The 26,090-nt window shown below is 68.5% G+C and carries 17 protein-coding genes; 5 read left to right on the plus strand and 12 right to left on the minus strand.

The window, feature by feature from the left end:
• Positions 1 to 326 precede the first annotated feature (326 nt).
• The 3 genes from AAIL17_RS15735 to AAIL17_RS15745 form a co-directional block, all read right to left on the minus strand.
• Positions 327 to 2,852, minus strand: coding sequence for a heavy metal translocating P-type ATPase (locus AAIL17_RS15735; RefSeq protein ID WP_424683804.1), 2,526 nt, complete (start codon positions 2,850 to 2,852; stop codon positions 327 to 329).
• Positions 2,849 to 3,268, minus strand: coding sequence for a heavy metal-responsive transcriptional regulator (locus AAIL17_RS15740; protein ID WP_424683805.1), 420 nt, complete (start codon positions 3,266 to 3,268; stop codon positions 2,849 to 2,851). Before AAIL17_RS15740 ends, AAIL17_RS15735 begins: the two co-directional genes overlap by 4 nt.
• A gap of 129 nt (positions 3,269 to 3,397) precedes the next feature.
• A complete protein-coding gene (locus AAIL17_RS15745; RefSeq protein ID WP_424683806.1) occupies positions 3,398 to 3,955 on the minus strand; it encodes an NADPH-dependent FMN reductase in 558 nt (185 codons plus the stop codon).
• A gap of 417 nt (positions 3,956 to 4,372) precedes the next feature.
• Between AAIL17_RS15745 and AAIL17_RS15750 the strand changes: the two genes are divergently transcribed.
• Positions 4,373 to 6,049 carry a diguanylate cyclase domain-containing protein gene (locus AAIL17_RS15750; protein WP_424683807.1) on the plus strand — a complete coding sequence of 559 codons (1,677 nt, stop codon included), beginning with the start codon at positions 4,373 to 4,375 and terminating at the stop codon, positions 6,047 to 6,049.
• 9 nt (positions 6,050 to 6,058) lie between these two features.
• Here AAIL17_RS15750 and AAIL17_RS15755 read toward each other — a convergent pair whose 3' ends face one another.
• The 5 genes from AAIL17_RS15755 to AAIL17_RS15775 all read right to left on the minus strand — a co-directional run bounded on the left by AAIL17_RS15755 (position 6,059) and on the right by AAIL17_RS15775 (position 11,376).
• The gene (locus tag AAIL17_RS15755) at positions 6,059 to 8,326 is read right to left on the minus strand and encodes a thiamine pyrophosphate-dependent enzyme (RefSeq protein WP_424683808.1); all 2,268 of its coding nucleotides are present in this window, start codon (positions 8,324 to 8,326) and stop codon (positions 6,059 to 6,061) included.
• A gap of 85 nt (positions 8,327 to 8,411) precedes the next feature.
• Positions 8,412 to 9,029 (minus strand): glutathione S-transferase family protein, encoded by a 618-nt coding sequence (locus AAIL17_RS15760; protein WP_424683809.1) that lies wholly within the window; start codon positions 9,027 to 9,029, stop codon positions 8,412 to 8,414.
• On the minus strand, positions 9,026 to 9,496 hold the full coding sequence (locus AAIL17_RS15765; protein WP_424683810.1) for a hypothetical protein: 471 nt from the start codon (positions 9,494 to 9,496) through the stop codon (positions 9,026 to 9,028). The genes AAIL17_RS15760 and AAIL17_RS15765 overlap by 4 nt, the downstream gene beginning before the upstream one ends.
• A 20-nt stretch (positions 9,497 to 9,516) precedes the next feature.
• Positions 9,517 to 10,065: a GNAT family N-acetyltransferase gene (locus AAIL17_RS15770; protein WP_424683811.1), complete on the minus strand. Its 549-nt coding sequence runs from the start codon at positions 10,063 to 10,065 to the stop codon at positions 9,517 to 9,519.
• A gap of 141 nt (positions 10,066 to 10,206) precedes the next feature.
• Positions 10,207 to 11,376 carry an acyl-CoA dehydrogenase family protein gene (locus AAIL17_RS15775; protein ID WP_424683812.1) on the minus strand — a complete coding sequence of 390 codons (1,170 nt, stop codon included), beginning with the start codon at positions 11,374 to 11,376 and terminating at the stop codon, positions 10,207 to 10,209.
• 113 nt (positions 11,377 to 11,489) lie between these two features.
• Between AAIL17_RS15775 and AAIL17_RS15780 the strand changes: the two genes are divergently transcribed.
• The gene (locus AAIL17_RS15780; protein ID WP_424683813.1) at positions 11,490 to 12,365 is read left to right on the plus strand and encodes a DMT family transporter; all 876 of its coding nucleotides are present in this window, start codon (positions 11,490 to 11,492) and stop codon (positions 12,363 to 12,365) included.
• 64 nt (positions 12,366 to 12,429) lie between these two features.
• On the plus strand, positions 12,430 to 13,317 hold the full coding sequence (locus AAIL17_RS15785; RefSeq protein WP_424683814.1) for an aldo/keto reductase: 888 nt from the start codon (positions 12,430 to 12,432) through the stop codon (positions 13,315 to 13,317).
• A 101-nt stretch (positions 13,318 to 13,418) separates the two neighbouring features.
• Here the strand turns inward: AAIL17_RS15785 and AAIL17_RS15790 are convergent, their stop codons facing one another.
• The 4 genes from AAIL17_RS15790 to AAIL17_RS15805 form a co-directional block, all read right to left on the minus strand.
• On the minus strand, positions 13,419 to 14,150 hold the full coding sequence (locus AAIL17_RS15790) for a sulfite exporter TauE/SafE family protein (RefSeq protein ID WP_424683815.1): 732 nt from the start codon (positions 14,148 to 14,150) through the stop codon (positions 13,419 to 13,421).
• Positions 14,151 to 14,220: 70 nt separating this feature from the next.
• Entirely contained in the window at positions 14,221 to 15,144 is a 924-nt protein-coding gene (locus AAIL17_RS15795; RefSeq protein ID WP_424683816.1) for a 5'-nucleotidase, read from the minus strand.
• 219 nt (positions 15,145 to 15,363) lie between these two features.
• Positions 15,364 to 16,125, minus strand: a complete 762-nt coding sequence (locus AAIL17_RS15800; RefSeq protein ID WP_424683817.1) for an NAD kinase — start codon at positions 16,123 to 16,125, stop codon at positions 15,364 to 15,366.
• Between the two features lie 162 nt (positions 16,126 to 16,287).
• Positions 16,288 to 21,216 carry an NAD-glutamate dehydrogenase gene (locus AAIL17_RS15805; RefSeq protein WP_424683818.1) on the minus strand — a complete coding sequence of 1,643 codons (4,929 nt, stop codon included), beginning with the start codon at positions 21,214 to 21,216 and terminating at the stop codon, positions 16,288 to 16,290.
• Positions 21,217 to 21,660: 444 nt separating this feature from the next.
• On the opposite strand from AAIL17_RS15805, the gene AAIL17_RS15810 reads away from it, so the two are divergent.
• Both AAIL17_RS15810 and AAIL17_RS15815 read left to right on the plus strand, forming a co-directional pair.
• A complete protein-coding gene (locus AAIL17_RS15810; RefSeq protein WP_424683819.1) occupies positions 21,661 to 22,866 on the plus strand; it encodes an efflux RND transporter periplasmic adaptor subunit in 1,206 nt (401 codons plus the stop codon).
• Positions 22,867 to 22,880: 14 nt separating this feature from the next.
• Positions 22,881 to 26,060: a multidrug efflux RND transporter permease subunit gene (locus AAIL17_RS15815; protein WP_424683820.1), complete on the plus strand. Its 3,180-nt coding sequence runs from the start codon at positions 22,881 to 22,883 to the stop codon at positions 26,058 to 26,060.
• Positions 26,061 to 26,090 lie beyond the last annotated feature (30 nt).

A 26,090-nucleotide genomic window follows, 5' to 3' on the forward strand; every position in this document is an offset into this window, starting at 1 on the left:
GTCAAACACACGGCATGCCTCCCTCGCCTCAACTCCCGAGCGCCCGAAGGTAAAGCGGCGGCAGCTCCTCTATGAGCAGGCGCGTACCCATCAAGGCGAGGCGGCACCTAGCTCTTATCTCACCCCGGGCTGAACAGGCCGTTTCTTTTGGTTACTTTTCTTTGGGCCAGCAAAGAAAAGTGACCCGAGCGCCGTCAGGCGATCGGAAGCCCGCCGCAGGCGAGCCCAGTCGCGGAAGTGCACCGCAAGAGCGACAGGCAAAAGCAACACCTCCCCGTGAGCCCCGGCCCCCTCACCCCAGCCCTCTCCCCGGAGGAGAGAGGGAGCTAAAAGCGGAGGCGGCGCAAGCGCAACGCGTTGGTCACGACGGACACCGACGACAGGCTCATCGCCAGCGCAGCGACCATCGGCGACAGCACCACCCCGAGCACCGGATAAAGCACCCCCGCGGCCACCGGCACCCCCACCGCGTTGTAGACGAATGCAAAGAACAGGTTCTGGCGAATGTTCCGCACCGTCGCCTGCGACAATCCACGCGCCCTCGCGATCGCCGAAAGCTCGCCCTTGACCAGCGTGACCTGCGCACTCTCCATCGCCACGTCCGTGCCACCGCCCATCGCGATGCCGACATCCGCCGCGGCCAGGGCAGGCGCATCGTTGATGCCGTCGCCCGCCATCGCCACCCGCCGCCCCTCGCGCTTGAGCCGCTCGACCACGGCCGCCTTGTCGGCCGGTGAGACATCTGCATGCACCTCGTCGATGCGCAACTGCCGCGCGACCGCCTGCGCCGTGGTGGCGTTGTCGCCGGTGAGCATGACGATGCGCAATCCCTCGCGCCGCAGCGTGTCGAGCGCGGCGGGCGTATCCGCCTTGATGCGGTCGGCGACCGCGATCAGACCGGCCAGCGCGCCGTCCACCGCCAGGAACATCACGGTCGCGCCGTCGCCGCGCAGGCGCTCGGCCTGTTGCGTGGCGGCACCGTCCAGCGGCACGCCGAGTTCCTCGAGCAGGCGGGCATTGCCCAGCGCCACCTCGCTGCCGTCGACCTGCCCGCGCACGCCGCGCCCCGTAAGCGCGCGGAAGCCGGTCGCCGCCGCGACCGTCACGCCCTCGTCCGAAGCACCGGCGACGATGGCGCGCGCCAATGGATGCTCGCTCGCCCGCTCCAGCGCGGCGGCCAGGGCCAGCAACCGCTCGCGCGGCAAACCGCCCACGGCGACCACCTCGCGCAGCGTGGGACGTCCCTCGGTAAGCGTGCCGGTCTTGTCCAGCACCAGCGTATCGACCCGATGAAGGGCCTCGATGGCGGCGGCGTCGCGGAACAGCGCGCCAGCCTGCGCGCCGCGCCCGCTGGCGACCATGATCGAGATGGGCGTGGCCAGTCCCAGCGCGCAGGGACAGGCGATGATCAGCACCGACACCGCGGCGATCAGCGCGTGTGCCAGCCGCGGCTCCGGCCCGAAGACCGCCCAGGCGGCGAACGCCAGCGCCGCGACCGCGACCACGGCCGGCACGAACCACGCGGCCACGCGGTCGGCCACGCGCTGCAGCGGTGCGCGGCTGCGCTGGGCCTGTGCGACCAGCGCGACGATCTGCGCCAGCATCGTCTCGCCGCCGATCTTCTCGGCGCGCAGCACCAGCGTGCCGTCCTGGTTCACGGTGCCCGCGGTGAGCCGGTCGCCGGCGGCCTTGGCGACCGGCATCGGTTCGCCGGTGAGCATGGATTCATCGACATGGCTCTCGCCCTCGATGGCCACGCCGTCGACCGGCACCTTCTCGCCGGGACGCACGCGCAACAGGTCGCCCACACCGACAGCCTCCAGCGGCACCTCGTGCTCGTGGCCGTGCTCCAGGCGATGGGCGGTCTTCGGCGCCAGACCCAGCAACGCCTTGAGCGCCTCGCCGGTGCGGCGCCGTGCACGCAGCTCCAGCCAGTCGCCCAGCGTGACCAGCGCGACGATCACCGCGGCCGACTCGAAGTACACGCCGACGCGCCCGTGCAGGCGGAAACCGGCCGGGAACAGGCCGGGCGCGAGCAGGGCCACCACGCTGTAGAGCCAGGCCACGCCGGTGCCCAGGGCGATCAGCGTGTACATGTTCGGCGACCATGGGCGGAGCGAGCGCCAGCCGCGCCGGAAGAACGGCGCCCCGCCCCACAGCACCACCACGCTGGCCAGCAGCGCTTCGATCCAGCCGAGCACGCCGGCCCAGCGCATCGGCCAGGGATGGCCGACCACGTGCGGCCCCATCGCAAGCACCAGCACCGGCAGGGTCAGCGCGACCAGCCAGCCGAAACGGCGTGCCAGGGCCTTCACTTCACCGCCGTCGTCGGCCTCCGCGCTGGGCGCGAGCGGCTCCAGTGCCATGCCGCATTTCGGACAATCGCCCGGTCCTACCTGGCGCACTTCCGGGTGCATCGGGCAGGTGTAGATGGCGCCGGGGTCTGGCGCCGGCGCCGCCCGCTCGCCCAGGAAGTCCCCGGGCGCCGCGACGAAGCGCTCGCGACAGCGGGCGCTGCAGAAGTACCAGGTGCGCCCGGCGTGTTCGGCGCGGTGCGGGGTGGCATGCGGGTCGACATCCATGCCGCAGACCGGATCCTTGACCGTGTGCGCATGCGCATTGGCCACCGGCCCGGCATGGCCATGGCAACAGTCGTCGGCGGCCGGACCGGGCTGGTGGTCCAGGTATTCGTGCGGGGAGGCCAGGAAGCGCTCGCGGCAACGGGCGCCGCAGAAGTGGTAGGTGCGGTCGGCATGGTCGGCGTGGTGCGGCGTGCTGGCCGGATCGACCGCCATGCCGCAGACCGGATCCCGTTCGGCGGTCTCGACGGATGCGTGGCAGCAGCCGCTCATGACCGGTCCTCCCCATCCAGCGCACGCAGGATCGGGCACTCCTCCGGCGCGCCGTGGCCGGGACAGGCCTCGATCAGTTCGGCAAGCCCCGCGCGCACGCGCTCCAGCTCGGCGATGCGCGCTTCGATATCGGCCAGCCGCCGCTGCGCACGCTGCTTGACCGCCCGGACGCCGCGCTGCCGGTCGGCCGAAAGCGCGAGCAGTTCGCGGATCTCCTCCAGCGTAAAGCCGAGGCTCTTCGCGCGGCGGATGAAGCGCAACTGCGCCACCGTGCCTTCGCCGTAGCTGCGATAGCCGGAAGGACGGCGCGTCGGTTCGGGCAGCAGCCCTTCGCGCTCGTAGTAGCGGATGGTGTCGATGGCCACGCCGGCGCGCTTGGCGACGGCACCGATGGTGAGCGGGGTTTGCGTGTTCATGGCTCGAGTCTAGACCTTTGATCCAGGTCCAGAGTCAAGCGCTTTCGCGTTCGTAGGGTTGGCTTGACCCCATCTTTCCCACGTCGCGAGGGTTGGCGATGGTGGGCTGAGGCCCACCCTACGGCGCGCTCAGCGTTTCAGGATCGCGTGCACCCAATGCACGTAGCGGTCGACGAAGCCCTGCAGGAACTGACGCGTGCTGTCGACGGTGATCTCGCCGCCAGCATCCACCGGACCGTCGTCCTTGAACTGCACGAACACCTCAGGCTGTCCCAGCAAGGGGACGTCCAGGTAGGCGAGCACGTTGCGCAGGTGTTGTTGCGCCAACGCACTGCCGGTCGCGCCGATCGACGCGCCGATGACCGCGCCGGGCTTGCCGGCGAAGGAGTTGGTACCCCAGGGCCGGGAGGCAATGTCGATCGCGTTCTTCAGCACGCCGGGAATCGAGCGGTTGTACTCGGGCGTGACGAACAGCAGCGCATCCGCCGCCTCGATCTGCTGCTTCAGTTGCTGGCACGGCGCCGGGTAATCGCCGTCGAAATCCTGGTCGTACAACGGCAGGCCGCCGATCTCGATGTGCTCGAACGCGAACTCGCCGGGAGCAAGCTTCTCGACCGCGCGCGCCAGGCGCCGGTTGAACGAGTCCTTGCGCAGGCTGCCGACCAGTACGGCTACTTTGAGGGTCATGGTGGATCTCCGCCGGGCGCGCCGGCATGGGCGCGAAGGTCAGGTGAAGGACGCGGCGCCGACTGCTCGGATGGGTCCATAGCTACCCCACAGGGTCAGACACGGCCGCGATTCGGCGAGCATGCCGGCGACGCCGCCAAGGGGCCGTGAGCGGCCATCCGAGTGGTTTTTTCGCCTTGGCACAGACCCTGCTTCATGCACCCTTGGCTCGCCGGCGAAAAAGCGAGCGGAGGACCGGACGGTTCGCGTAGGATCGTCTCGAATGCAGGCATACCGGTGGCAGACGACCGGCAGCCTGACCAGGGGTTGGGCCACGCGCCGCGCATGCGCGGCGCGTCGCCAAGCGGGGACCAGGGGATGCGAAGGCTGTCCGCAGCAAGGATATGGAACCGGTGCAGGCTCCCGCTCGTCGGGGGCGTGCTCGGTTTCGTGTGGCTGTGGTTCGGCGTCGTGCATGCGTCCGTGCTGCTGGACGGCGGCTGGCGCGAGGTGCGTACCGGCGATACTCCCGCCGCGGTGCTGAAGCAGTTCCGCCAGGGCCAATTGGCTGCGTTCGAGCCTTCCCTTCTGCACAGTTTTCCGCGCGAGGGCACCGGCAGCTGGGTGGTGCTGCGCCCGCAGCCGCCCTGGGTGGACGAGGAGCGGGTGCTGACCATCTACCCGCCCGCGCTGGGGCGCATCACCGTCTACCACGCGGACGGCCATACCAGCACACTGGCGCTGGACGAGGCGGGCGGCCCGCAGCTCGGCCATGGCCGGCTGGCGTACCGCTACCCGGCCAGCGTGCCGGCGTCGTCGCTGATCCTGTTGAAGCTGGAGCCGGTGGACGGGCTTTCCCCGCCGCTGAGCTTCCACATGGAGTCGCTGACCGCGTTCCTGTCGCACGATGCGCACTGGCTGACGCTGTTCAGCGCCTGCTTCGCGGTCATGCTGACGATGGCGCTGATGGCGCTTTGTTTCGCGCTGATGCTGCGCGACAACACGTTCTCCTGGTACGCCGGCTACATCTTTTGCTACGCGCTGATCCAGAGCATCCAGACCGGCTTCCTGTTCCATCCGCTGGAATTCGGCTGGCTGGCGCCTTCGGCAAGCCTGCTGGAATCCGCCGCGATCGCCCTGTCGGTGGCTTTCGCCGCGCTGTTCATGGCCCGCTTCTGCGAGTTGCAGCGCTTTGCGCCGCTGCTGCGCGCGCCGGTGCTGGCGCTGGCCATCGGCATGCCGCTGCTGGTGCTGATGCGCAGCAGCTCGATCGACGTGCTGGTGGACGTGGCGCAGGCGCTGGTCGATCCGCTGCTGATCCTGGGCGCGCTGCTGATGCTGCTTGCGGCCACCGTAGCGGCCGCGCACGGTTCGCGCCACGCGTGGTTCTTCCTGGTCGGATGGACGCCCTTGCTCGCGCTCACCGCACTGTCGACCGCACAGCTCAGCGGCGCCCTGCCCGGCATGGGCTGGATCAGCGACGCCAGCGTGGTGGCCGGCGCGTTTGAGGCAATCGTGCTGTCGATCGGCCTGGGCGACCGCGCGCTGACCATGCGTCGCGACCGCGACCTGGTGCGCGCGCTGGCCGACAACGATTCGCTCACCGGCGTGCTCAACCGCCGCGCCTGGAGCGAGGCGGCCGAGGCGACGCTGGAGGAGAGCACCGGCCGGCCGGTGGCGTTGCTGTTCCTGGATCTGGACCGCTTCAAGCTGCTCAATGACCAGCAGGGGCATCGCGCCGGCGACCGTGCGCTGATCGAGGTGGCCGAGGCACTGCGCGCCGAACTGCGACCGTCCGACTTGCTCGGCCGCTACGGCGGCGAGGAATTCATCGCCATGCTCGACGGCGTGGTGCAGGAGCAGGCCATGCAGGTCGCCACCCGCCTGTGCCGGCGGGTGTACCGGCTGGAAATCCCGGTCAACGACGAATTCATGCTGAGCATCAGCATCGGCGTGGCCATGCGCACCTTCAGCGACACGGTGGAAACGCTGATCGAACGCGCGGACCAGGCGATGTACCAGGCCAAGGTGAACGGCCGCAACCAGGCCCGCCTGTACGACCGGCCGCGCGGCATCACCGACGAGTCGTGGCCGCGCGTGAGCGAAGTCGAATAACCGGCGGCGTCAGCCCGCCAACCGGCGCGCCGCCGCCACCACGTCCGCCTCGCCCGGCAGCACCAGGAACGCGGCCCCCGCCAGCGGGGTGAACGTATCGGCACCGACCACCCGTTCCAGCGGCGTGGCGCCGAAGCCGGCCTCCACGACGGCGGTGATCACGCCTTCGCCCACGCCGGCGCTCTTGCGGCCCTCGTCCAGCACCAGGATGCGTTTGGCCGTTTTGGCCTGCGCTGCGATGAAGGCGTCGTTGAGCGGCGCCAGCCAGCGCAGGTCGACCACGCGCACCTTCCACTTGAGCTCCGCCTCGATGGTGCGCGCGGCGCGCAGCGCCATCGGCACGCCGTTGCCGAAGGTGAACACCACCAGGTCGTCCGCGCCCTCGCCGTAGACCCTGCCCTCGCCCAGCCCCATCGCCTCGCCCGGCGCCGGGTACGCGAACTGCCACTGGCCGTCGCCGGCCTCGTACAGGTCCTTGGTCATGTACAGCGCGATCGGCTCGAGGAAGGCGCACACGCGCCCGTCCACCTTCGCCAGCGCGGTGAGCGTGCGCAGCATGGTGGCCGCGTCGTCGCCGCGGCTGGGACAGCCGACGACCAGGCCCGGGATGTCGCGCAGCGCGGCGATCGAGTTGTCATTGTGGAAGTGGCCGCCGAAGCCGCGCTGGTAGCCCAGCGAGGCCACGCGCATCACCAGCGGGTTGCGGTACTGGTCGTTGGAGAAGAACTGCAGGCTGGCGGCCTCGCCGCGGATCTGGTCGCCGGCGTTGTGGAAGTAGGCCAGGTACTGGATCTCGGGGATCGGCAGCATGCCCATGTTGGCGTAGCCCTGGGCCAGGCCCAGGATCACCGTCTCGTCCAGCAGGGTGTTGAACACGCGGGTGTTCTTGAAGGTTTTATGCAGGCCCTTGGTGACCGTGTAGACGCCGCCCTTCTGCGCTACATCCTCGCCGAACAGCAGCGACTCGGGGTACTTGGCCATGACGTCGTGCAGCGCCTGGCCGATCTGGATCGCAAGGTGCCGCGGCGGCTGGTTCTCCGGCAGCTTGTCCTCGCTGCCGAAGGCCTTCAGGCGCGCGTCCGCGTAGTCGGCGCGTTCGGCTTCCGCCTTCACCTTGGCGGGCGTGTAAGGTGCAAGCGGCGCCATCACGTCGTCGAGCCGGTCGAGCTTGGGCCGGCGGTCGGCCTCCTCGGCGGCGGCGAAGCAGCGCTTGCGGGTGGCTTCGTAAAGGGCCAGCAGCTCGTCCTTCGAGTACAGGCCTGATTCCAGCGCGATCGCGGCCGAGCGCAGCAGCGGATCGGTCGCCTCCACCGCGCAGAGCTCCTCGATGCTGCGCCATTCGATCTCGAAATCGGTGCCGGCGTGCCCCATCACGCGGGTGGTCTTCAGGTGCAGGAAGGTCGGCCGGCGCGTGCTGCGGCAGTGCTCCACCGCGCGCTGTACCTGGGCGTAGCCCTCGGCCAGGTCCAGGCCGTCGGCGAAGAAGTAGTCGAGGTTGGAGCGCGAGCGGTAGTTGCTGGCCACCCAGTCGGTCGGCGTCTTCACCGAGATGCCGATGCCGTTGTCCTCGCACACGAACAGCACCGGCGCGGGCAGCTTCTGGTACGCGGTCCAGCCGGCCGCGTTGAAGGCGGTCTGCGCGGTGGCGTGGTTGGAAGAGGCGTCGCCGAACGAGCAGATGGCGATCGAATCGTCCGGCACCGGCAGCGTGTGGCCGATGCGTCGTGCGTGGTCGATGGCGATCGCCGTGCCCAGCGCCTTGGGCAGGTGCGAGGCGATGGTCGAGGTCTGCGGCAGCACCCAGAGCGGCTTGCTGCCCCAGACCTTGTGGCGGCCGCCGGAGGCCGGATCGTCCTTGCTGGCCGCGAAGGACAACGCCGAGTCCATCACCGGATCCATCCCCGGCAGCTTGCGGAAGCGCTCGGCCATGAAACCGCCGGAGCGGTAATGCAGGAAGGCCGGATCCGTGTGGCGGGTCAGCCGCGCCACCATCGCGTTGCCCTCGTGGCCGGACGAGCCGATCGTGTAGAAAACCTTGTTCTGCACGCGGAGCACGCGCGCCATCAGGTCCAGGTGGCGGCTGATCAATTGCGACTCGAGCAGCTCCCGGAAACCACGGGCATCCAGCGCGCTGCCAGGCAGCACCGACTGGTCGTCGCGCGGCGCCGCACGCACCTCGCCCTGCCACAGCTTCACGAACTCGCTGAAGTTCTGGTCGACGATCTCTGCGCGGTTGAAACCCTTGTGACGGGCGGTGATGGGGAATGGCAGGGACATGGCGGTCTTCGGAAAGTGGAAATGCAATTGTAGGGTGGGCTTCAGCCCACCGCCCGGCATGCGGTGGTTGGGCGCCGGCGGCGGCTCAGGCCTGCATGGGCGTGTGCCCCGGCTGCGCCCGCACGCGGGCCAGCCAGGCGAGAACGTTGGGATAGGACGACAGGTCGAAGCCGCCGTCGCCGGCGCAGTGGGTATATGCGTACAGCGCGATGTCGGCCAGCCCGTAGCGCTCGCCCACGAACCACTGGCGCCCGGCCAGGTGCTGCTCCATCACCGCCAGCACGCCCTTGCCGCGCTCGATCAGCGCCGGCACGTCGGCCTGCCGCCGATGCTCCGGCGGCAGCCAGCCGCGGATGAAGCGCGCCACCGCGATGCACGGCTCGTGGCTGTACTGCTCGAAGAACAGCCACTGCAGCGTCTGCGCGCGCAGCCAGGCGTCCTCCGGCCCCGTCCCGTTCGGCCAGAACGGCGTGCCCTCGGCGAGATAGCAGAGGATGGCGTCGGACTCGGCCAGCCGGCGCCCGTCCTCGAGCTCCAGCAGCGGCACCTTGCCGTTCGGGTTCCTGGCCAGGAACTCGGGCGTGCGCGTCGCACCGTGCGCGCTGTCGACGTCGACCCAGCGGTAGTCGCGGCCAAGCTGGTCGAGCAGCAACTGCAGCTTGTAGCAGTTTCCCGAGGCACGCATGCCGTAGACGGTGATCATGCTTGGGACCCTTCAAGCTGCTTCAGACGCTCTGCGCGTTCCTTGTCCTTCGCGCGTCCGAAAGATTCGAGCAAGCGGATCTGTTCGGCGAGCGTCGGGATCGGTACGCTCACGTCATCGATCTCGATCGTCTGGATCGCCTCGACACGGACCGCCTTCCAGCCGTCCGTCGTGGCGAGTTCCAGGCCACCCATGACTTCCACAGTGGCGGGAAACTCGAAGCGGGCGAACTGCGAGCGAAAACGGTCGCCATCCTTCAGCGTGTCCGTCCCGAGCAAGCATGCCTGCCAGTGGTCGATCAGGGCGCGGGCGTCACGCACGCTGGTCAGCACGTCCACGTCGGCAACCGTCACCTCGGCACCGGCAAGCCACGCCGCCGCGCTTCCGATGACCACCCATGGATCGGCACAGTGGCGTTCCAACTCCGGCACGCAAACGGCCAACGTGCGCCTCAGCGGGGCAACCATCCCGGCAGACCGCGACAAGCTCATGCCTTGGCCCGGCGGGCCAGCCACTGTTCGCGGGTCTGGCTCCAGATCTCGGTCGGCGAATCCTCGTACGGCGCAGGCAGCTTGCCGGGGCCTCGGCAGGTGGAGCCGAGCCGCTGCGCCAGCGCCTGCGAGGGCTTGTTGTCCGGGTGGATGGAGTGGATCACCTCGGTCCAGTCCAGATGGTCGAACACCCAGTCGATGGCGGCGGTCGCGCCCTCGAGGGCGTAACCCTTGCCCCAGGCAGAGCGCGCCAGACCCCAGCCGACCTCGGTGCCGGGCCAGCCGTCCGGATGCCAGGGACCCAGCCGGCCGATCCACTGGCCGCTCGACTTCTCGATCACCGAGAACATCGAAAAACCCTGGATCATCCAGGCGCCGGCCGACGCGAGGAAGCCGCGCCAGGCCACCGCACGCGGCTGCTGGCCGCCGATGAAGCGTGCCGCTTCGGCATCGGCCATCTTCGCCGCATAGGCATCGAAGTCCTCGATGCGCGGCGGGCGCAGGATCAGGCGGTCGGTTTCGATGCGGATGTCGGGGACGTGCAAGGCCTGGCTCCTGAAAGCTCCTCTCCACGGGGGAGAGTGGTTGAGGAAAGGGTTCGGGCCTGCCACAGGTTTTCCCCTGCGCCATGGTCGAACCCTCATCCGCCGCTTCGCACCACATTTCTCCCGGCGGGAGAAAAAAGATCAGAACGCGTTGATGCCGGTCAGCTCGCGGCCGACCACCAGCTGGTGCACCGTTTCGGTGCCCTCGTAGGTGATCACCGATTCGAGGTTCAGCGCGTGGCGGATCGCCGAGTGCTCGGTGGTGATGCCGGCGCCACCCAGGATGTCGCGGCACTCGCGGGCGATGTCGATCGCCATGCGGCAGTTGTTCCACTTGGCCAGCGAGACCTGGGTCGGCTGCATGGTGCCGGCGTCCTTCAGGCGGCCCAACTGCAGCGACAGCAACTGCGCGGTCGTAATGCGCCGGGCCATGTCGGCCATCTTCAGCTGGACGGCCTGGTTCGAGGCCAGCGGGCGACCGAACAGGATGCGCTCGGCGGTGTAGTCGAGCACTTCCTTCAGGCAGGCCTGCGCGGCGCCGATCGGGCCCCAGGTGATGCCGTAGCGGGCCTGCGTGAGGCAGCCCAGCGGGCCCTTGAGGCCCTTCACGTTGGGCAGGCGGTTGGCGTCGGGCACGCGCACGTTGTCGAAGAACAGCGCGCTGGTGACCGAGGCGCGCAGGCTCATCTTCTTGTGCACTTCCTGCGCGGTGAAGCCGGCCGTGTCGGTCGGCACGATGAAGCCCTGGATGCCGTCCTCAGTCTGCGCCCAGACGATCGCGATGTCGGCCAGGTTGCCGTTGGTGATCCACATCTTGGCGCCGTTGATGACCCAGTCGCCGCCGTCCTTCTTCGCGTTGGTCTTCATGTTCGCCGGATCGGAGCCGCCATGCGGCTCGGTCAGGCCGAAGCAGCCGATGACCTCGCCCGCCGCCATCTTCGGCAGGTAATGCATCTTCTGCTCTTCGGTGCCGTAGGCGTAGATCGGATACATGCACAGCGAGCTCTGCACCGAAGCGAAGCTGCGCAGGCCGGAGTCGCCGCGCTCCAGCTCCTGACAGATCAGGCCGTAGCTCACGCCGTTCATACCGGCGCAGCCGTACTTTTCCGGAATCGTCGCGCCCAGCAGGCCGAGGTTCGCAATCTCGGGAATCAGTTCCTTCGGAAAGCGGCCCTGGTCGAAGCAGTCGCCGATGATCGGCAGCACCTTCTCGTCGACGAAGCGGCCGACGGTGTCCTGCACCATGCGCTCCTCGTCGGACAGCAGCGAGCGGACGTCGTACAGGTCGAGCGGGTCGAGACGGGCGGCCATGCGTGGGTTCCGTTGGAGGGACAAGCCCGGCATTCTACCGCCCGCGGTGGCGGGAGGTCATGCCAGGCGCCTGCCCGCCTGCCGCCCTGCCAATCCAAGGATGCGACCACCCCATGCTCAAGGGCGTACTACTCGGCTTTGCCTGCTACGCGGCCTATGCCATCAGCGACGCCTTCGTCAAATCGCTGCACGGCACGCTGCCGGTGTTCGAGGCGGTGTTCTTCGGGGCGGTGCTGGGCCTGGTAGCCATTCCGTTCATCCGCAAGCCGGGCGACCGCTGGCACGAGATCTTCGTGGCCAGGCGTCCGTCGCTGTGGTGGATCCGCGCGGTGACCGGCGCGATCACCAATCTCTCGGCGGTGGTGGCGTTCACCCACCTGCCGATGGCCGAGGTCTTTGCGCTGATCTTCCTGATGCCGATCTTCGTGACCGTGCTGTCGGTGGTGTTCCTCAAGGAGCACGTCGGCTGGCGGCGCTGGTCGGCGGTATTCGCGGGTTTCGTCGGCGTGCTGGTCGTGCTGCGGCCGGGCTTCCGCCAGTTGGGCGTGGGCCATTTCGCGGCGATTGCCTGCGGCATGGCCGGCGCAGTGTCGGTGGTGGCACTGCGCATGGCCGGCGCCCACGAAAAACGGATCAGCCTGTACGGCGCCGGGGTGATCGGCCCGCTGGTGATCGGCGGCGCGCTGATGCTGCCCTCCTTCACCTGGCCGACCCTGCACCAGTGGTGGCTGCTGGCGGGCTACGGCCTGCTCGCCGGGCTGGCCGGCGTGCTGCTGATGCTCGCCACCCAGCTCATTCCCGCCAACCGCGTGGCGCCGACCCAGTACAGCCAGATGCTGTGGGCGATCGGCTTCGGCTACTGGCTGTTCGGCGACAGGCTGGACTGGCCGATGCTGGCCGGCATCGTACTGATCCTGGGCGCGGGGCTGTTCACGCTGGTGCGCGAGGACAAGGTAACGGGCTGGTGGCGGCGCACCCGGCTGGTGTGACCTGCGCCTTGCCATCGTGACGGGCGGTTCGCACACTGCACTGCCCTCCTCCGATCGCCCAGCCATGCCCACCACGACGCCATCGCCGCTGACGCTCTCTCCCGTGGTCGCGGGCCTGTGGCGGCTGGCCTCGTGGTCGCTGGACGTACCCGCCCGCGTGCGCTGGATCGAACAGGCGCTGGAGCTTGGCATCACCACCTTCGACCATGCGGACATCTACGGCGACTACCGTGCCGAGGTGCTGTTCGGCGAGGCGCTCGAGGCCGCGCCGGGCTTGCGTTCGCGCCTGCAGTTGGTGACCAAGTGCGGTATCCGCCTGCGTTCGGCCGAACGTCCGTACCGGCTGAGCCACTACGACAGCTCGCCGGGCTACGTGCGTGCGCAGGTGGAACAGTCGCTGCGCAACCTGCGCGCCGAGCGGCTCGACCTGGTGCTGATCCACCGTCCGGACTACCTGATGGATGCCGCCGCGCTGGCCGAGGCCTTCCGCGCCCTTACCCGCGAGGGCAAGGTGGCGTGCTGGGGCGTATCGAACTTCAGCGCCAGCCAGTTTGCGCTGCTGCAACAGCACCATCCGCTGCTCACCAACCAGTTGGAGCTTTCGCCCCTGGCGCTCGCTGCGCTCGACGACGGCACGCTCGACCAGGCGCAGCAGCTCGGGCTGCGGCCGATGATCTGGTCGCCGCTCGGCGGCGGCCGACTGTTCCACCCGGACGACCCGCAGGCGCTGCGCGTGCGCGAGGCCATGCTGCCGATCGCCGAACGCCACGGCGTGAGTCTCGCCACGCTCGCCTATGCCTGGATCCTGCGCCATCCCTCGCGGCCCTGGCCGATCACCGGAACGGGGCGTATCGAAGGTTTGCGCGAAGCGGTGGCAGCGCTCGACCTGCGGCTGGATGCCGAGGACTGGTATGCGATCTGGACCGCGAGCAAAGGGCACCCCGTACCCTGACGGCGGATCGCCATCGAATCCCTTACACGCAACTGCGATGACCTGACTGCCACGCGAGACTCGCATGCGGCCCGCCCGGCGAATCGTCCAAGCCGGCGACGCTAGCCGCCCATCCAGCCGAGCGACTGAAGCAGGAGCATCATGCCGACCACCACCAGGCCGGCGTGCACGCAAACCAGGAACGCTGGTCCGCCGATGCGCCGGTTGACCATGCGTCCCAAGGGGATCGCAAGGAGCACCGCGGGAAGTGCGGCGAGATACTGGTGCGTCACGGCGGGCGTCCAGAGCCCGGTCATCCCGTAGCCCGCCATGGCCAGCACGCTCGCCGGCAGGAAGTAACCCTGCAGGGTGGCCCGGAAATGCACGGGCGACCAACCGCGCAACGCCCCGTACATCACCAGCGGCGGCCCATTCATGCCGTACGCCCCACCGAGTACGCCTGCGCCGAATCCGAACGTCCAGGCATGCCGGTCGTCCTGCAGCGACATGGGCTGCCGGCGCACCAGCGAGAAACCGGAGAATCCGGCCACGACCACGCCAAGCACCAGTTTGACCACGTGGCCATCGAGCGCGTGAAGTGCCCACAAACCTATCGGCGTTCCGATCACGGTGGCGAGGAAGAGCCGGCGCGCGCTACGGAACTGGATATGGCGCCAGTCCTGCACGACGGCGATGACCGCGACCGTGATCGAAACCAGCACGGCGATCGGCGCGGCCGTATCTATGGGCATCACAAAGGCGAGCAGCGGTACGGCTATCAGCGCCTCGCCAAAACCGAAGGCCGAGCGGATGAAGGTGGCGATGAAAAGAATCGCCAGTACCGATGGCAGCACCCGATATCCCGGTAATCGTCGAGAGATCGATTGTAGCGGCGATGGGCGACAGTGACCCGCAAACCGCCCTTCAGCGGTTGCTCACACCGTGCGGGACGTGGCCGGTGGCGACGTGCTTGCGTGCCGATTCCACGTTGGCGGGTGAGTCGTCGAAGAAGATGTCGGCGCCGAAGGCGTCCAGGAACGGTCCCTTGTCGCGCCCGCCGAGGAACAACGCTTCATCGATGCGCACGCCCCAGCGGCGCAGCGTGAGGATCACCCGCTTGTGCGCGGGCGCGGAGCGGGCGGTGACCAGCGCGGTGCGGATCGGCGAATCCTCCGCCGGGAACGCGGTCTGCAGGCGGTGCAGCGCGGTGAGGAAACCGCGGAACGGGCCGACCGAGAGTGGCTCGCCGGCCTGTTCGGTCTCGTGGCGGTGGAAGGCTTCCAGGCCCTCCTCGCGCGAGACGCGCTCGCCTTCGTCGCCGAAGATCACCGCGTCGCCGTCGAAGGCGATGCGCAACTGCTCGCTGGCGCGTGGCGGCGCGGTACTGGGGAGAATGGTGGCGGCGGCCACGCCGGCCGCCAGCGCACGGCCGACGTCCTCGGCGTTGGCCGAGAGGAACAGGTCGGCCTTGAACGGTGCGATGTAGTCGGAAGTCGGCGCGCCGCTGGTGAACGCCGCACGGCTGATCTCCAGGCCGTGGTGCTGGATGGCGTTGAAGATGCGCAGGCCGGTGTCGCCGGAATTGCGCGAGAGCAGGATCACTTCCACCGGCGGCTTGTCGCCCGCCAGCCGGTTGAGGCCCAGCAGCTTCTGCACCAGCGGAAAGGCCACGCCCGGCTGCAGGATCTCGTTCTCGTGCTCGATCTGGAAACGGCGGTAGGCGTCCAGCCCGTTGCGCTCGAACAGGGCATGGCTGTCGCCCAGGTCGAACAGCGCGCGCGAGGAGATGGCGACGACCAGGCGGTTGTCGGTGCTTGCGCCGGGGTCGTGGGCGTCGGGGGCGGTCATGGGAGCAATCTAGCAAAGGCGGCTGGGTGGGTGTGCGGCAAGGTCTCCCCCATCCGCCTTCGGCACCTTCCCCCGCAAGCGGGGGAAGGCTCGCATGGTGAGCTTCGGCATGCCCCGTCTACGGGGAAGGCCGGGATCGCGAGATCCACCAGATTCTTCCCCCGCCTGCGGGGGAAGGTGCCCGGAGGGCGGATGGGGGAAGCCTTGCGAGGAAACGCCCTACTCCGCCGCGAACTGCTCGTCCAGGATCCGCTGTTCCAGGTTGTGCTCCGGATCGAACAGCAGTTTGACCCCGCACTCCTGCGCCTGGCAGATCCTCACCTCGCGCACGTCGCGCACCTCCAGGAAGTCGGCGGTGGCGCTGACCGGCCGCTTGCCCGGTTCGAGCACGCGCAGCGTGACCAGCGTGCGGTGCGGGAGGATCGCGCCACGCCAGCGGCGCGGGCGGAACGGGCTGATCGGGGTGAGCGCCAGCACGTTGGCATCCAGCGGCAGGATCGGACCGTGCGCGGAAAGGTTGTAGGCGGTGGAACCGGCCGGGGTGGCGACCATGATGCCGTCGCAGACCAGCGCAGGCAGCTTGACCGTGTCGTTGAGCTTCACTTCCAGGTGCGCGGCCTGGTTGGTCTGGCGCAGCAGCGAGACCTCGTTGAAGGCCAGCGCGAACTGCTCGTTGCCGGCGCCGTCGACGGTGCGCATCTGCAACGGATACAGCAGGGCGGCATGGGCGCGCTCGATGCGCCCCGGAAGGTCGTCGAGCTGATGCTTGTTCATCAGGAAGCCGACCCGGCCGAGCTTCATGCCGTAGACCGGCAGGTCCAGCGCGCGGTGGGCATGCAGGGTGCGCAGCATGAAGCCGTCGCCGCCCAGCGCCACGATCACCTCGGCCTCCAGCGGCGGCAGGTCGCCGTAGCGCTCGGCCAGCCTGCGGCGGGCCTGCTGGGCGACCGGGGTGTCGCTGGCGACGAAGGCGAAGCGCATGGGCGTCCGGCGTGGCGAGGAAGGCTTCGAGCTTAGCGCAGCCCATGACGATGTAGGAGCGCACCCCGTGCGCGACCGCCCCGCTCCGAAGGCCGGGCACGGTCGCGCACAGGGTGCGCTCCCACATAGAGAGCCCGGGGCGTGGCGCCCCGGGCGCCTGCATCAACCCACCGGCACCTGCGCCAACTGCGCCAGGCGGCGGACGGCGACCGAGGCGATCGGGTAGTCCGCGTTCTGGGTCAGGATCTCGGCGAGCATGCTGCGGGTGTAGTTGAGCGTGGCGTCGTCACGCTGCAGCCAGGCCTGCACCGGCGAGACGTCCTTGCGGTCGCCGGCCAGCGCCAGCACCTGCTGGGCGAGCGCGCGATGCTGGTGGTTGAGCTCGTCCAGCAGCGAGCCGCGCGCCTGCGCATGCCAGTGGCCTTCCACCGGCAGCGCCTCGATCTGGCCGCGCAGCCACTCCAGATCCAGCGTCTCGCCGAGTTCGTAGAACACGCTGGCGACGGTGGTGACCGGCTGGCCGCTCTGCTGGGCGACCTCGCACATGTCCAGCACGGCGCGCAGCACCGGCATGCGGGCCAGCCGCACGGCCAGCCCTGCCGGCACGCCCAGGCCTTCCCACTTCTCGCAGCTCAGCTCGAAGTCGGCCTTGCCGGTGGCGGTCAGCACGTCGGGCAGACCCTTGCGCAGCGCGCTGACGCCGGCCTGGTAGCGCTCGACGTTGGCGGCGATGTCCAGCGTGCCGCCGGGGCGGTTGAGCAGCCAGCGGGTCATGTGGCGCAGCTGCGACCAGATCTGCATGATCGCGTCGATCTGGGTGTCCTCGGCGACCTTGCTGTCCAGCGCCTCGATCTCGGCCCACAGCTCGCGGGCATCGAGGATCTCGCGCGCGGCGGTGTACGCCTTGGCGATCGCCGCCGGGCCCTGCCCCGTGTCTTCCTGCATGCGCAGCATGAAGGTGGCACCCATGCGGTTGATCGTCGAGTTGGTCACCGCGGTGGCGATGATCTCGCGCTTCAGGCGGTGGCGCTGCATGTTGTCCGCGTACTTCTCGTGCAGCGGCTCGGGGAAGTAGCGCACCAGTTCCTTGGACAGGTACGGGTCCTCCGGCACGTCCGACTCGAGCAGTTGCTGGAACAGCTTGATCTTGTCGTACGACAGCAGCACTGAGAGCTCCGGGCGGGTCATGCCCTGGTGGCGCGTCTTGCGCTCGGAGAGCTCGGCGTCGGTCGGCAGGTTCTCGACCTGGCGGTCGAGCAGGCCCTGCGCTTCCAGCTCGCGGATGAAGTGCGCCATCGAGCCCAGCCGCTTGACCGACTGGTGCTCCATCAGCGTGATCGCCTGGTTCTGGCGGTAGTTGTCCCATAGCACCAGCTGCGCGACCTCGTCGGTCATCGCGGCCAGCTGCTTGTTGCGGCCTTCCTCGGTCAGCTCGCCGCGGCGCACCGCGTCGTTGAGCAGGATCTTGATGTTGACCTCGTGGTCGGAGGTATCCACGCCGGCGGAGTTGTCGATGAAGTCGGTGTTGAGCAGCACGCCATGCTGCGCGGCCTCGATGCGGCCCTTCTGGGTGAAGCCCAGGTTGCCGCCCTCGCCCACCACCTTGCAGCGCAGCTCGCCGCCGTTGATGCGCAGCGCGTTGTTGGCGCGATCACCGACGTCGGCGTTGGTTTCCTGCGACGACTTCACGTAGGTGCCGATGCCACCGTTCCACAACAGGTCGACCGGGGCCTTGAGGATCGCGCTCATCAGCTCGTTCGGGTTGAGCTGGGTGACCTCGTCCTTCAGGCCGAGCGCGGCGCGCACCTGCGGCGAGACCGGGATCGACTTGGCGCTGCGCGGATACACGCCGCCGCCTTCGGAGATCAGCGACTTGTCGTAATCGTCCCAGCTCGAGCGCGGCACCTTGAACATGCGCTGGCGCTCGGCGAAGGACTTCGCCGCATCCGGATTCGGATCCAGGAAGATGTGGCGATGGTCGAACGCGGCCAGCAGACGGATGTGCTCGGACAGCAGCATGCCGTTGCCGAACACGTCACCGGACATGTCGCCGATGCCGACGCAGGTGAAGTCTTGGGCTTGCGAATCGCGGCCGAGCGCGCGGAAGTGGCGCTTGACCGATTCCCACGCACCCTTGGCGGTGATGCCCATGCCCTTGTGGTCGTAACCGTTCGAGCCGCCGGAGGCGAACGCGTCGCCGAGCCAGAACTCGTGCTCGATGGAAATGGCGTTGGCGATGTCGGAGAACGTCGCGGTGCCCTTGTCGGCCGCGACCACCAGGTACGGGTCGTCCTGGTCGTGGCGCACGACCTCGTGCGGCGGCACCACCTTGCCCTCGACCAGGTTGTCGGTGATGTCGAGCAGGCCATTGATGAACATCTTGTAGCAGGCGATGCCCTCGGCGATCTGCGCATCGCGGTCGCCGCCGACCGGCGGGCGCTTGACGAAGAAGCCGCCCTTGGACCCGACCGGCACGATCACGGTGTTCTTCACCATCTGCGCCTTGACCAGGCCGAGCACTTCCGTGCGGAAGTCCTCGCGGCGGTCGGACCAGCGCAGGCCGCCGCGGGCGACCGCGCCGAAACGCAGGTGGATGCCTTCCACGCGCGCGGCGGAGACGAAGATCTCGCGATAGGGCACCGGCTTGGGCAGGTCGGGCACCTTGTGCGAGTCGAACTTGTAGCTGATGTACGGGCGGTAGGCGCCGTCCCACTGCTGGAAGAAGCTGGTACGCAGGGTGGCGCGGATGACGCCCAGGAAGCTGCGCAGGATGCGGTCGTCGTCCAGGCTGGCGACGTTTTCCAGCAAGGTCGCGACGGCCTCCTCGACCACCGCGACCTGATCCGGGCGGGGGCGCGAAAGCATGCCGACCAGGCCATCGACCAGGCCCGGCTGCGCGGCCTGCACGTTGCCCGGGATCAGCACGCGCATCTCGGCGGCGAGCAGTTCGCCGGCGGTCTTCAGTTCATCCGCGGACAGGCTTTCGCGGCGCGGGTCGAACTTCGCGTTGAACAGCTCCACCAGCAGCCCGGCGATCGCCGGATAGCGGTTGAGCGCGTCCTCCATGTAGGCCTGCGAGAACGACACGCCGGTCTGCAGCAGGTACTTGCAGTAGCCGCGCAGCATGGCGACCTGGCGCCAGTTGAGCTTGGCGCCGAGCACCAGCCGGTTGAAGCCGTCGTTCTCCGCGTTGCCGCGCCAGATCTGCTCGAAGGCGTCCTCGAACAGCGTGCCGACCTGCTCGACGCTGAAGGTGAGGTGGCCGACCGGCTGCACCTCGAAGTCCTGGATGAACAGCGGCGTGCCGCCGTTGCACACGTCGTAGACGTGCTCGGTGAGCACGCGCAGGCCGAGGTTCTCCAGTTGCGGCAACACCTCCGACAGCGCGATGTCGCTGCCGGAGCGGTACACCTTGAAGCGCAGTTCGTCCGGCCGCTGCGGCGGATGGTAGAAGGACATGCGCACGTCGTCGTCGCCCTCGAGCCGCGAGAGCTCATAGACGTCTTCGGCGGCCACCTCCGGACTCACCTCGTCGACATAGCCGGCGGGCAGCGCCTTGGCGTAGCGGTTGGCCAGCACCACGCCTTCATGGTCGCCGCGGGCGCGCACCAGCGCGTCGCGCACGTCGTCGTGCCAGTTGCGCACGATCGCGGCGACGCCCTGCTCCAGCTCGGCGCTGTCATAGCTGGCGCGGTCGCCGATCTTCGGGCGCACCACCACGTGCAGGCGCGCCAGCGCGGCCTCGCCCATCAGCACGGCCGAATCCACGTGCTCGCCGTGCAGCGCGTCGCGCAGCAGGTTCTCGATGCGCTCGCGCACCGTCGTGTTGAAGCGCTCGCGCGGCACGAAGACCAGGCAGGTGTAGAAGCGGCCGTAGCGGTCGCGGCGCACGAACAGCCGCGCGCGGGCGCGCTGGCGCAGTTCCAGGATGCCGCTGGCGATGCCGAACAACTCGTCCTCGCTGCTCTGGAACAGCTCGTCGCGCGGCAGCGTCTCCAGGATGTGGCGCAGCGACTTGCCGGAATAGGAGTCGCGCTTGAGGCCCGAGCGGCACATCACCGCCTCGACCTTCTGGCGCACCAGCGGCACGTCCTGCGGACGGGCCATGTAGGCGTTGGAGGAGAACAGGCCCAGGAAGCGCTGCTCGGCCACCGGCTTGCCGTTGGCGTCGAAGCGCAGCACGCCCACGTAGTCCATGTAGCCCGGGCGATGCACGTGCGAGCGGGCGTTGGTCTTGGTCAGGATGATCGCGTCGGTGGAGCCCGACTGCGGCAGTTCGGAAGCGACCAGGCTGCGCAGCGAACGCGGCGCGACCGAGCGCTCGCTGCCGCGCAGGATGCCCAGGCCCGAGTCGTTGAGGGCGCGCAGCACTTCCTCGCCGTCGGCCTCGGTCACCTCGTATTCGCGGTAGCCCAGGAAGGTGAAGTTGTCGTCGGCCAGCCAGCGCAGGAAATCGCTCGCCTCTCCGACCGAGCGCTCGTCCATGCGCAGCTTGCGCTGCGGCAGGTCGGCGGCGATCGCCAGCGCCTTGTCGCGCATGGCCGCCCAGTCGTCCACGGCGGCGCGCACGTCCTCCAGCGCTGCTTCCACGCGCGCCTTGAGCGTGGCCTGGGCCGCCTCGTCGGCGACGCGGTCGACCTCGAAGTGCATCACCGACTCGGGCTTGCCGCCCTCGCCCAGGCGTTGCAGCTGGCCCTTGGCGTCGCGCACGGCGCCGACCACCGGATGGATCACCGCATGGATCTGCAGGTCGTCCGAAACGACCATGCTGACGGTGTCGACCAGGAACGGCATGTCGTCGGTGACGACCTCGATCACGCTGCGGCCGGCATGGCCGTGCTCGGGATTGACCACGCGCACCTTGGCGCGGCCGGGCTCGCGCTGCTGGATGAAGCCGAGCAGGCCGGCGATGAGCGATGCCCATTCGGCCGGCGTATGCAGGTCCACGTCGGTATGCGCCATCCTCGCGAAGAAGGCCCCGATAAAAAATTGCGCCTCATCAAGGCGCTGGATCGGAAAGCCGCTGGTCTTCAGTTCCTCGAAGACAGCCGGGGGAACCGGACTGTCGCTGGTCGCGCGAATGGCATTCATGGCATCTGCTTGTCAGTGGAAACGAAAGGTGCCCACGCTGGGGAGGCGTAAAGCCCGAAAAGGATACGCCTCGCGTCAGGGCGATTCCACCGACGAAGCCTGAAGCGACGGGGGCTGGACGGTTTTTTGCGGGTCCCGGCGAGCCCGGTCGGCGGGCATCGGTGTCGATATGCGACGCCCAGCTTCGTCGTTATCCGGCACGACCCCGAAAAGAAATCCACCGCGGCCGCTTTGTTCACAACATTTCGCAGCGCGCAAGTCTTGGCTGGCACGGTTCGCAAAATGTAAACTCGCCGGTATAGTTGCGCATTTCGAGCCGACGGTACCCCGCCGCCGGCACGCCGTGTCACGACCATTGGCACTGGTCGGTCACGGCAACGCTCGTATGCTCGCCGGCTTCCCCGCCGCGTTCTTCAGATCACGCCTCATAAGAATGGAGTTCCCATGAAGTCCACGACAACGCGCACCCTGGCCCTGTGCCTCGGCATGCTCGCCCTGGCCGCCTGCGGCGGCAAGGACCAGCCGCAGGGACAGCAGCAGATGCCGCCGCCGCAAGTGGGAGTGATCACCCTCAAGGCACAGACCGTACCGCTGACCAAGGACCTGGTCGGCCGCCTGTCCGCGTTCCGCAGCGCCGACGTACGCGCCCGCGTGCCTGGCGTGCTGCTCAAGCGCACCTTCGAGGAAGGCACCGACGTCAAGAAGGGCCAGCTTTTGTTCCAGATCGACCCGGCGCCGCTGCGGGCCACGCTGGGCGCGTCGCAGGCCAGCCTGGCGCAGGCGCAGGCCAGCTACACCAACGCCAAGGTCAACGCCAGCCGCGCCCGCGAACTGGCGCCGAAGGGCTACGTCTCCAAGGCCGACCTGGACAACGCGCTGGCGACCGAGCGCAGCGCCGCGGCGGCCGTGCAGCAGGCGCGCGCCTCGGTGCAGTCGGCGCAGATCAACCTGGGCTACGCCGACGTGCGCTCGCCGATCGACGGCCGTGCGGGCCAGCAGCAGGTGACCGAGGGCGCGCTGGTCGGCCAGGGTGAAGCGACCCTGCTCACCACGGTCGACCAGATCGACCCGCTGTACGTGAACTTCACCATGAGCGTGGCCGAGCTCGAGCAGTTGCGCCAGGCGCAGGGCAAGGGCAACGTTTCGCTGGCCGGCAACGACAGCTCGCAGGTGCGCGTGGCCCTGCCCGACGGCAGCCCCTACGGGCAGGCGGGCACGCTCGACTTCTCCTCCACCACGGTCGACCCGGCCACGGGCGCGGTGCGGCTGCGCGCGCGCATTCCCAACCCCGAGCACACCTTGCTGCCGGGCATGTACGTGACGCTCGAAGCCTCGCTCGGCCAGCGCCACAACGTGTTCGTGGTGCCGCAGGCGGCAGTGCTCCGCGACACGGTCGGCGCGTACGTTTTCGTGGTCGGCCCCGACGGCAAGGTCGCGCGCCGCGACATCACGACCGCCTCCATGCAGGGGGGCAACTGGGTCGTCACCAGCGGCCTGAAGGCCGGCGAGAAGGTGATCGTCTCGGGCGTGCAGAACGTCAAGGAAGGCGCTCCGGCCAACCCGTCCCCGTGGCAGCCGCCGGCGCCGGCCGGCCAGGCCCCGGCAGCGGCAAAGGCCCCAGCCGCCGCCGCCACCGCGCGCGGCAAGTAACGGAGCCTTACGTCATGCCGAGTTTCTTCATCGACCGCCCGATCTTCGCCTGGGTGGTGGCCATCCTGATCTCGCTGGGCGGCGTGCTGGCCATCCTCAACCTGGGCGTGGAGTCCTATCCCAACATCGCCCCGCCCTCGGTGACGGTGAGCGCGTCGTATCCGGGCGCCAGCGCCGAGACCACCGAGAAGGCGGTCACCCAGGTGATCGAGCAGCAGCTGACCGGCATCGATCACCTGCTGTATTTCAGCTCGTCCTCCAGCGCCAGCGGCCGTGCCAACATCACGCTGACCTTCGAAAGCGGCACCGACCCGGACATCGCCCAGGTGCAGGTGCAGAACAAGGTGTCGCTGGCCACGCCGCGCCTGCCCTCCGAAGTAACCCAGCAGGGCGTGGTGGTGGCCAAGGCCAACTCCGGCTTCCTGATGGTGGTGGCGCTGAAGTCCGACAACCCGAGCATCGACCGCGATCGCCTGAGCGACATCGTGGGTTCGCAGGTGCTCGACCAGATCGCCCGCGTGCCGGGCGTGGGCAGCACCAACCAGTTCGGCTCCGAGTACGCCATGCGCATCTGGCTGAACCCGGACAAGCTGCAGGGCTACGACCTCTCGGCCAGCCAGGTGCTGGATGCGGTCCGTGCGCAGAACGTGCAGTTCGCCGCCGGCTCGATCGGCGCCGACCCGGCGTTGCCTGGGCAGGGCTTCACCGCGACCGTTTCGACCGAGGGTCGGTTCACCACGCCGGAGCAGTTCTCGAACATCATCCTGCGCGCCAACCCCGACGGCACCACCGTCAAGCTGGGTGACGTGGCGCGGATCAGCTTCGGCCCCGGCAACTACGGCTTCAACACCATCGTCGATGGCAAGCCGATCGGCGCCTTCGCGATCCAGCTGCTGCCCGGCGCCAATGCGCTGAACGTGGCCACGGCCGTGCGCAGCAAGATGGACGAACTGGCGCCCAGCTTCCCGCCGGGCGTGAGCTGGTTCAGCCCGTACGACAGCACCACCTTCGTGAAGATCTCCATCGACGAGGTCGTGCACACGCTGATCGAGGCGATCGTGCTGGTGTTCCTGGTGATGCTGCTGTTCCTGCAGAACATCCGCGCCACCATCATCCCGACGCTGGTCATCCCGGTCGCGCTGCTGGGTACCTTCCTGGGCATGCTGGTGCTGGGATTCACCATCAACCAGCTGACTCTGTTCGGCATGGTGCTGGCGATCGGCATCGTGGTCGACGACGCGATCGTGGTGATCGAGAACGTCGAACGCATCATGACCGAGGAGAACCTTTCGCCCAAGGAAGCGACACGCAAGGCGATGGCGCAGATCACCGGCGCGGTGGTCGCGATCACCGTGGTGCTGACGGCGGTGTTCGTGCCGTCGGCGCTGCAGCCGGGCGCCTCGGGCATCATCTACAAGCAGTTCGCGCTGACCATCGCGGTGTCGATGGGCTTCTCCGCGTTCCTCGCGCTGTCGTTCACGCCCGCGCTGTGCGCGAGCTTCCTGCAGCCGGAGCACCACAAGAAGAAGAACGTCGTCTTCCGCAAGTTCAACCAGTTCTTCGAGTGGACCACGCGCACCTACACCGGCCACGTCGGCAGTGCCGTGCGGCACGCGCCGCGCTGGATGTTCGTGTTCGTGTTGGTCGCGGTGCTGGCCGGCTTCCTGTACACCCGCCTGCCCGGCAGCTTCCTGCCCGAGGAAGACCAGGGCTACGCGATGTCGATCATCCAGCTGCCGCCTGGTGCCACCAAGCAGCGCACCGAAGAGGTGATGACCGAGATGCTGAAGATCCTGAAGAAGGATCCGGCGGTCGACACCGTACTGCAGGTGGCCGGCTTCAGCTTCATCGGCTCCGGCGAGAACGCCGGCATGGCCTTCATCAAGCTCAAGGATTGGTCCGACCGCGACGTCACGGCGGCGGAGTTCATCCAGCGGGCGAACATGGCGCTGTTCCAGATCCACGATGCGCGCATCTTCGTGGTGAACATCCCGACGGTGCAGGGACTGGGCCAGTTCGGCGGCTTCGACATGTACCTGCAGGACCGCAGCGGCGCCGGCCGTGTCGCACTCACGCAGGCGCGCAACACGCTGCTGGGCAAGGCCAGCCAGGACCCGGTACTGACCGGCGTGCGCCCCAACACGCTCGAGGATTCACCGCAACTGCATCTGGACGTCGACCGCGTGCAGGCCCAATCGATGGGCCTGTCGGTGGGTGACATCTACAACGCGGTCGGCCTGATGCTGGCGCCGGTATACGTCAACGACTTCACCTACGGCGGCCGCGTCAAGCGCGTGATCATGCAGGCCGACGCGCCCTATCGCATGGGCCCGGACGCGCTGCAGCACTTCTTCACGCCGAGCAGCACGCAGACCACCGCGGCCGGCACGCCGGAGATGATCCCGCTGTCCAACGTGGTGCACGCCGACTGGCAGATGGGCTCGCCCTCGCTGACCCGGTACAACGGCTATGCGGCGGTGGAGATCGTCGGTTCGCCCGCACCGGGGCATGCCTCCGGCGAGGCGATGAGCGAGATGGAGAAGATCGTCACCAACGACCTGCCGCAGGGTTACGGCTTCGACTGGACCGGCCAGTCCTACCAGGAAATCCTTTCCGGCAACGCCGCCACGCTGCTGATGGTGCTGTCGATCGTGATCGTCTTCCTGGCGCTGGCGGCGCTGTACGAGAGCTGGTCGATCCCGGTCTCGGTACTGCTGGTATTGCCGCTGGGCCTGCTCGGTGCGGTGGTGTTCACGCTGCTGCGTGGGTTGCCCAACGACATCTACTTCAAGGTCGGCCTGATCACGGTGATCGGCCTGGCGGCGAAGAACGCGATCCTGATCGTGGAGTTCGCGGTGGAGCAGCAGGCGCATGGCAAGACGCTGCGCGAAGGCGTGATCGAGGCTTCCCGCCTGCGACTGCGTCCGATCCTGATGACCTCGCTGGCGTTCATCCTGGGCGTGTTCCCGCTGTTCATCTCCTCGGGCGCCGGCGCCAATGCACGCCATGCGATCGGCACGGGCGTGATCGGCGGCATGCTGTTTGCCACCTTCCTGGGCGTGTTGCTGATCCCGGTGTTCTACGTGGTGGTGCGCCGGTTGCTCGGCGACAAGCTCGATGGCGACGGTCCGGCGCAGCCGGGGATCGGGCATGGGCCGCATACGTTCGATTCGGACCCGCGGCGCGGGCACTAGCCGCGCAACCCTACTCCCTCTCCCCCGTTT

It is taken from the genome of Frateuria sp. YIM B11624 (assembly GCF_049727805.1).
Taxonomy (GTDB): Bacteria; Pseudomonadota; Gammaproteobacteria; order Xanthomonadales; family Rhodanobacteraceae; genus Frateuria_A.

Coding starts and splice junctions, on each gene's coding strand:
- AAIL17_RS15775 (WP_424683812.1), bottom strand. CDS start 11,376: ATGGCCGCCCGTCTCGACCCGCTCGACCTGTACGACGTCCGCTCGCTG.
- AAIL17_RS15735 (WP_424683804.1), bottom strand. CDS start 2,852: ATGAGCGGCTGCTGCCACGCATCCGTCGAGACCGCCGAACGGGATCCG.
- AAIL17_RS15800 (WP_424683817.1), bottom strand. CDS start 16,125: ATGCGCTTCGCCTTCGTCGCCAGCGACACCCCGGTCGCCCAGCAGGCC.
- AAIL17_RS15815 (WP_424683820.1), top strand. CDS start 22,881: ATGCCGAGTTTCTTCATCGACCGCCCGATCTTCGCCTGGGTGGTGGCC.
- AAIL17_RS15740 (WP_424683805.1), bottom strand. CDS start 3,268: ATGAACACGCAAACCCCGCTCACCATCGGTGCCGTCGCCAAGCGCGCC.
- AAIL17_RS15785 (WP_424683814.1), top strand. CDS start 12,430: ATGCCCACCACGACGCCATCGCCGCTGACGCTCTCTCCCGTGGTCGCG.
- AAIL17_RS15805 (WP_424683818.1), bottom strand. CDS start 21,216: ATGAATGCCATTCGCGCGACCAGCGACAGTCCGGTTCCCCCGGCTGTC.
- AAIL17_RS15780 (WP_424683813.1), top strand. CDS start 11,490: ATGCTCAAGGGCGTACTACTCGGCTTTGCCTGCTACGCGGCCTATGCC.
- AAIL17_RS15795 (WP_424683816.1), bottom strand. CDS start 15,144: ATGACCGCCCCCGACGCCCACGACCCCGGCGCAAGCACCGACAACCGC.
- AAIL17_RS15765 (WP_424683810.1), bottom strand. CDS start 9,496: ATGGTTGCCCCGCTGAGGCGCACGTTGGCCGTTTGCGTGCCGGAGTTG.
- AAIL17_RS15760 (WP_424683809.1), bottom strand. CDS start 9,029: ATGATCACCGTCTACGGCATGCGTGCCTCGGGAAACTGCTACAAGCTG.
- AAIL17_RS15755 (WP_424683808.1), bottom strand. CDS start 8,326: ATGTCCCTGCCATTCCCCATCACCGCCCGTCACAAGGGTTTCAACCGC.
- AAIL17_RS15745 (WP_424683806.1), bottom strand. CDS start 3,955: ATGACCCTCAAAGTAGCCGTACTGGTCGGCAGCCTGCGCAAGGACTCG.
- AAIL17_RS15810 (WP_424683819.1), top strand. CDS start 21,661: ATGAAGTCCACGACAACGCGCACCCTGGCCCTGTGCCTCGGCATGCTC.